This window comes from Alicyclobacillus sendaiensis NBRC 100866 (assembly GCF_001552675.1).
Lineage (GTDB): Bacteria > Bacillota > Bacilli > Alicyclobacillales > Alicyclobacillaceae > Alicyclobacillus > Alicyclobacillus sendaiensis.
On record NZ_BCRQ01000037.1, the window covers coordinates 22,173 to 28,306 of the forward strand.

At 57.6% G+C, this 6,134-nt stretch carries 9 protein-coding genes; all 9 read right to left on the minus strand.

Features of this window, described 5'->3' with window-relative positions:
- Positions 1-12 precede the first annotated feature (12 nt).
- Positions 13-477 carry a hypothetical protein gene (locus AS26_RS08660; protein ID WP_245629686.1) on the minus strand — a complete coding sequence of 155 codons (465 nt, stop codon included), beginning with the start codon at positions 475-477 and terminating at the stop codon, positions 13-15.
- 62 nt (positions 478-539) lie between these two features.
- Positions 540-845 carry a hypothetical protein gene (locus tag AS26_RS08665; protein WP_062308521.1) on the minus strand — a complete coding sequence of 102 codons (306 nt, stop codon included), beginning with the start codon at positions 843-845 and terminating at the stop codon, positions 540-542.
- Between the two features lie 32 nt (positions 846-877).
- Positions 878-1,081 (minus strand): hypothetical protein, encoded by a 204-nt coding sequence (locus AS26_RS08670; RefSeq protein WP_062308524.1) that lies wholly within the window; start codon positions 1,079-1,081, stop codon positions 878-880.
- Positions 1,082-1,121: 40 nt separating this feature from the next.
- Positions 1,122-1,937, minus strand: a complete 816-nt coding sequence (locus tag AS26_RS08675; protein WP_245629687.1) for a type II secretion system F family protein — start codon at positions 1,935-1,937, stop codon at positions 1,122-1,124.
- A 23-nt stretch (positions 1,938-1,960) separates the two neighbouring features.
- Entirely contained in the window at positions 1,961-2,887 is a 927-nt protein-coding gene (locus tag AS26_RS08680; RefSeq protein ID WP_062308527.1) for an HD-GYP domain-containing protein, read from the minus strand.
- On the minus strand, positions 2,868-3,677 hold the full coding sequence (locus tag AS26_RS08685) for a GGDEF domain-containing protein (RefSeq protein WP_062308529.1): 810 nt from the start codon (positions 3,675-3,677) through the stop codon (positions 2,868-2,870). Before AS26_RS08685 ends, AS26_RS08680 begins: the two co-directional genes overlap by 20 nt.
- Before the next feature lie 6 nt (positions 3,678-3,683).
- Complete coding sequence (locus AS26_RS08690) at positions 3,684-4,907, minus strand: transglycosylase SLT domain-containing protein (protein ID WP_062308531.1); 1,224 nt, start codon at positions 4,905-4,907, stop codon at positions 3,684-3,686.
- 19 nt (positions 4,908-4,926) lie between these two features.
- Positions 4,927-5,502, minus strand: a complete 576-nt coding sequence (locus AS26_RS08695; protein WP_062308533.1) for a TlpA family protein disulfide reductase — start codon at positions 5,500-5,502, stop codon at positions 4,927-4,929.
- Positions 5,499-6,134: hypothetical protein (locus AS26_RS08700; RefSeq protein WP_306303050.1), on the minus strand; the 636-nt coding region annotated here is incomplete at its 5' end. The genes AS26_RS08695 and AS26_RS08700, both read right to left, overlap by 4 nt.

Sequence of the window (6,134 nt, forward strand, 5' to 3'; positions counted from 1 at the left end):
AAAGCCCCCTCCTTAGCTCGAGGTGAAGTACGTTTCGTTCACATCGGATGCCGTCACCGTGATGGGGATGGTCAGTGGCAGACTATTGGGATGTCCGAGTGCTGCGAACAAGTCGGGGAACAAAATCGGTGCGTTGTAGTGCACCGCCACTTGTACTTCCGGAACCGCCGCCCCCGACGTCACGGAGGTCGACGACATGCTCCAGAGGGATTGACCGCCGTACGACTGGGGCAACCCCGCTTCGGTGAGCGTGTCCGCCACAGCCTGTTGTGCGACTTGCGTGTTGCCAGTAATCGCCGCCACGCGTGCGCCGTTATCTGCCGCCGTGACGAGGACGCTTCGCACATGGATGAGTGACGTGAAGATGATCAACAGCCCAAGCACCACGAGTCCAGCGGCCGTCGAGACGAGTCCGGCGTACAAGGTACTGAGCCCCGTCCCCGCCCGCCGCCCTCGTTTCATTTGGTGGAGGTCCACGGTGATTCACCTCCCAAATAGACCAAGAGGCGAGCGAGAGTTTCGCCCGCCTCTTCGAGTGATCAGGATCCAGAACCCGAGCTGCTCAGGTTCGGCAGCGTGATGTTTCCCGTGCCCGTGTACGAGCCGGAGTACCCGCCTAACGAGCTGGAACCGGAGCTTGACGTGATCGAGTTCATGGCGTTGGCGCCCGTCGACTGGGCCGTGTTGATGCCCTTAAAGATGAGCACCACCATCGTCACGATGAACGCAAAGGCGATCACAAACGCAAAGATCATGAAGAGGATTTTCGTGATGTTCGTTGACTCCGGCCCCGCCTTGCGCCACCGGAGCCAAGCCGCATGATGCAGTTGCGCCAAACGATGCATGACCTCATCCTCCTTGAGAAATGACAAATGCGTTATGCGCCAAACATCGCAGTAAATGCGCGAAGGGCGGCAGGGAACACCCCGTCAAGAAGCGTGCTGCCAAGCAGCAACCCCCCAGCGGTCGAGAGCGAGATGCTGCCCAAAAGCCAGATCAGGTTGACGAGCATCCCGCTGGTGCCCGTCCCTGCACGCCGCCAACGACAAAGCCTCGTTGGGCTTCGGATCAACCCCCTCATGAGATCACCTCCTCATCCTTAGGTGGGGTGTATGGCAAACTCACAACGAAATCCCAAAACCGTTGCCGAGGATCTGCAAGGCATAGCTGAAAACCGCGAGAAACAGGTATCCGAACACAGGAATGCCAAGCCCAAGCGTCGAGATGTAGCTGATCTTTGAGATCGCGTTGTTGTAACGAAGTTCCGCCTCGGTGTCTCGAATGCGTTCCTCGATGTCGAGCGAGGTAAACATCATGTCCACAAGCGGCGTGTTGTATCGGGCCGACTGCGTCAAGAGTTGTGCGAACTGCGTCGCCTCAGGGAGGTGCAGGCGTTCGGCCATCCCCATGAAGGCTTCAACCACGGTCTGGACGCGTATCCCCGCGTCTTTGGCATCTTCGGATGCGCCAATGGCGATGGACACGTCGCGCAGATACGGTTTGAGCGGATAGCTCGTGACCGACTCGGCTGCAGCAATACTCCGTTCGATGGGGGCGCCTGCTTCTGTGAGCAGCGCGATCAAGAGCCTGGCTTGCCGCAATTGTCGTTTGAGCAACAACCGCGCACGCTTGTAAACGCGGTTCAGATAGAAGTAGGGAAGAAAGAAAGCACAAAGCGAAAGAGGCATGGCCCAATACCAACCGATAACAAACAGGATCGCCGCGACAAGCAGGGGCATGGCAAACGACACGCGATACGCGATATCCGCCCACTCGGGGTGCCCAATCTCACGCGCGAAGAACACCATGTTCTGATGCAGGGATTCGAGAAATCCCTTCTTCTTCGCTTGGCGGTTGTACGAGCCCCGTACGGATTGGACACGAAGGCGTTCTTCCTCTTCACGCGCGCTCGCCCATCCCCATACGACGACCAGCACGGAAAGACACCCCAAGCATCCAATCAGAAGTGCAACCATCCTGGCTCACCCCTCCACGCGCTCGCCTCGCCATTCGGTTGCGGCCAATCCTGACTCATGAGCCAATCCACAAGACCGGGGTCAAACTCGATCCCTCTTTTCCGCGCAAATTCATCCCGCACCCGATCCGGTGGCCAGCCTTCTTTGTAGGGCCGAGCCTGGATCAGCGCGTCAAGCACATCGACGACCTTGACCACTCGGGCTGGCAGGGGAATGTCCTGTCCCGAGACCCCAGTGGGATAACCACTTCCATCCCAATTTTCGTGGTGGTGGAGCGCCACTTGTTTGGCCCACTGCCAACTTTTCGCGTCATACAGCCAGGGTGTCTGTTGACGCACATGCCGCTCCACTTCTTCAAGGACGACCCACCCCTTCGTCGTATGGGTCTGCACCAGACGGTACTCCTCGTCGGTCAGCTTGGCGGGTTTGTACAAGATTTCTCGCGGGATGGCGGACTTCCCCACATCGTGGACGTACGCAGCAAGCGTCACCCGGGCGATATCCGGTTCAGGCAAATTCAAGGCATCGCGAGCAATCCACACGGTATACCGTTCCACGCGGGACAAGTGATCGAGAAGCTCCGGATCGCCGTATTCCGCCGCGAACGCGAGACCGCGAAACAATGCGTATTGAAAGGCGAGTTTCATCCGTTCACTCTCGTTCCCAAACACATGAGCCATCCGAAGGGTATACTCGCCCGAAGGTTCGACCTCCACAAAGGCGTGAATGAGCGTCCCCTCGCCATCTCGACGCCGCACCCAGTGTGTATGCAGCCCAAGCTCAAGAAGTTGAGGATGGAGGAGCTCGCATGGCAACCCTTGTAACTCCTCTGGACGAAATCCAAGAAGCGCCTCGGTGTCGCCGGTCGCGTACAGAATGACGCCTTCCGCACTAATCTGCAGTTGAACCATGACACGCCTCCTCGCCCCAAACGATCTGCCCGACACCCCTGCGCTTCCCTTGATAAAGGCGCAGGTCAGCCTGCGCCAAGAGTTGTTCCAAGGTCTTTCCATGCTTAGGAAAACATGAAACCCCAAACGTCACATCGAGACCATACGGTTGAAGTGGCAAGCGTGACTTGATTTGCTGGAGGCGCTCGATCATCCCCTCGTGGCAGGCGCATGCCTCAAAGATGAGTACAAACTCGTCGCCGCCCAGGCGCGCCAACACATCCGTGGCACGTTTCGTGGCTTCCAAGGCTTGCGAAATGGCACAAAGCGCCTCATCGCCTTTGGCATGACCTTGTGTATCGTTGAGACGCTTGAAGTGATCAAAGTCCATCAGGACCAACACAAACTCCAGATTGTCGTAGCGCCGCAGACGCCGCTCAAACCACTCCTGAAGGCCCTTTCGATTCAAGCAACCCGTCAAGGGGTCATGGGTCGCCTCCATCTTCAATCGTTCGTGATCGTGCAACAACGTGTCTGCCGCCAACGCGAATTCCACGGCTTGTTCTTCTTCCGGAGTGGCCTCACCTCGAAAGTAAACGCGATAGAGACCATCCGTGCAGGGAACCTCGCGAACACGAAGGGCCGCCTTCCAATGAGGCGATCCCGCGACAATGCCTTGCTCCACCTTACCTTCAGGTGTCTCAACTTCAACGCCAAAGGCTCGCATATCGAGCCAAAACCGCATATGTGCGTCGCGCCACGCTTCTCCCGACGCGAGCCGCTGCAAGAAACGAACAAAGATTTCCACCATGTCGTGTTATCCTCCCGTGTGCACCGGTTGCCCCGGCGGCGCAACGGTGCCGCCTGAAAAGCCCGATGGGAACAACGTGGAGATGGTGTTCGAAACCCGAACGGGTTGCGTCACATTGAGGAATCCCACGATATCGCCCGCTGCGACGGTTCCCTTCGTTTGGTTCTGTGCCAAGGCCCATTTCATCCCCTGTCGAGACGCGAATTGTAAGGCAAGGGTGCTGCCATTCGGGAGCGGTAACGTGATCGTCGTCTGGCTGCCGCTTGTCGTCCAAGTCACCGTACCGGACGTCGGCGCGATGATCGGGAGGGACGGCAAGAATTCACTGACCAACGGCGTGTTGTCGTCGTTCGATGTGGCCTGCATCGTCCACCCGCCCGAAGAAATTGTGAACGTGAGCTTCGCATCCCCAAACGGCCAATAGCCGCCGTCTGGCAAGGCCACAGGTGGCGTATCCAGGATGTAGGCCGCTGTCATGCGCATGAGCGCGTTGATGTAGTCTTGCACGGCCGCTTTATCGCTCGAACCGTAATAATGCGCACTGGCATTGGGCCAATTGCCGTACATCAGATACAACATGTGCAGGTATTTCGCGCCGGCGCTCAGCGCATCATCCGGATCCCACGGCGACGCGTAGGGTGCGCAGCCTTGATCTTGATTCGCCGCGCATGCAGCGTTCAATTGCGCGAGTTCAACCGGATTGAGCGCGACGCGGGACGGTGTCCCTATTGGCGCCCACAGCCCATCCGCGTCAACGCCATAGCCACCATATTGCTCGATGCGAAGCGCATCCGTATCCGGCTCATCAACCCGTGTATACGGATCCGACCAGCCACTCCACGTCTCCGGCTCAAATTGCATGAGACCCATGGCGTGGCTTCCGGCGTAATCCGCGTAGGCGTTCGGTTCCCACGCGGATTCATGGAGCGCGGTCGCAGCGAGATACTGCATCGGCACTTGATAGGTCTCGCTGGCTTGTTGCACGTAGGCGACAAAGGCCTGTGGGATCCCGTTCGCAGGCGAAACATCCTTTGGGATTTGTCCATTCCAACTCTCCGGCACCGCCGTGTTGAGCGCATTCGCTCCGCCGATGATCGCGAGAACGAGGAGTAACCCTCCCAAGAAGGGCGCAACGAACAGGAAGAAGACAAAAACCAGAAGCAAGGGCCAGCGCTTTTGAGCCATGCGCAACCCGATACGCAAGCCCAGCTTCACCACCAAGGCTTCCATGTTTTCTCTCCCTTTTCGTTTACAACAAGATCACCTTCCAAAAAGCAGGGTTATCCACGTAACCAGGTTGCCAGTACCACGTGTGCTCATGTGGGATGAGTACCGTAGGATAGCGCGTTACGGCAAGGTCCAATGCGCTATTCGGCATGGCATATAAGACGTCAGCTGGCATCGATATTCCAAGTTGTGTAAACGAGGACCGCACGAGATTCTCCGCGCTATTCACCGAGAGAGTTGAACCGTACATGGATAAACCGGCAGCCACGAGTGTGACGCGCGGGAGCAAGCCTTCCTTCGCCAGCAATCGGATGAGTTGATGACAATGATCACACCATGGTGCGAACACCACGATAGGCTTTTGCCTAGGCAGCGGAACGAGCTCCCCGCTTCCCGTCTCGACCGTGGCGATTTGGATTGCACGGATGAGCGGCATGGGGGCAACCGACAATCCATGCCACGGCGTCGCGGAAGACGATACGCCTATCGCCCGCTGCGCAGTTGGGGCAGTCGAAAGTTGGGCTGTGGCGGCGGTGCCGCACCCTGTCACCCAAAGGGCAACGACACCGATCCCGACGCCCACCCCAATTCGCTTCATGATGTCCCTCCTTTGAAAAATGTCACCCAGTCATGAACTTGACTTGACGGCAAGATCCCCGGAAGCTCCTCCCAACCGCCTTTCACCTTGTGGTAGGCGACCGGGACAGGCAACTGCACGTCTTCGTACAGGGTCACGGGACTCGGCAATGGATCCGTGTGATAGCCCGCCTGCTTCCATAAGGATTTGGTTTGGGATGGGGTCAAACCCACCCATACAACGGCAGGCTTATTCGGCAACTGTGACCAAATGCTTTGGAACTGGGGAATGGCATACGCCGTAACCCCGCTCAGGATCAGCACGTTCTGAACAGAAGACGGAACATGCACGGGCAATGCGGAGACATGCTGAATGCGCTGAGCGTAGGGCTGAAGATGCGATACCATTCCTGTCGGTAAGCTCTTCATCACGACTGGGACTTCTTTCGCAGGCGAAGTTTTGGAATCTGGATGTATTGATGACTTCGTTGACGAGCTAGTTGACACGGAAGCTGAAACAGGCGGCGCAGAAGCTTGCGTTTCAACTTCTGGGTGGGTCGTGTGTACTGTGTACGTGCCGCATCCTGTCAGACCTCCGATACTCACAGCCAACGACACAAGCAACCATCCGACGCGCTTCAAAGTGATTCCTCC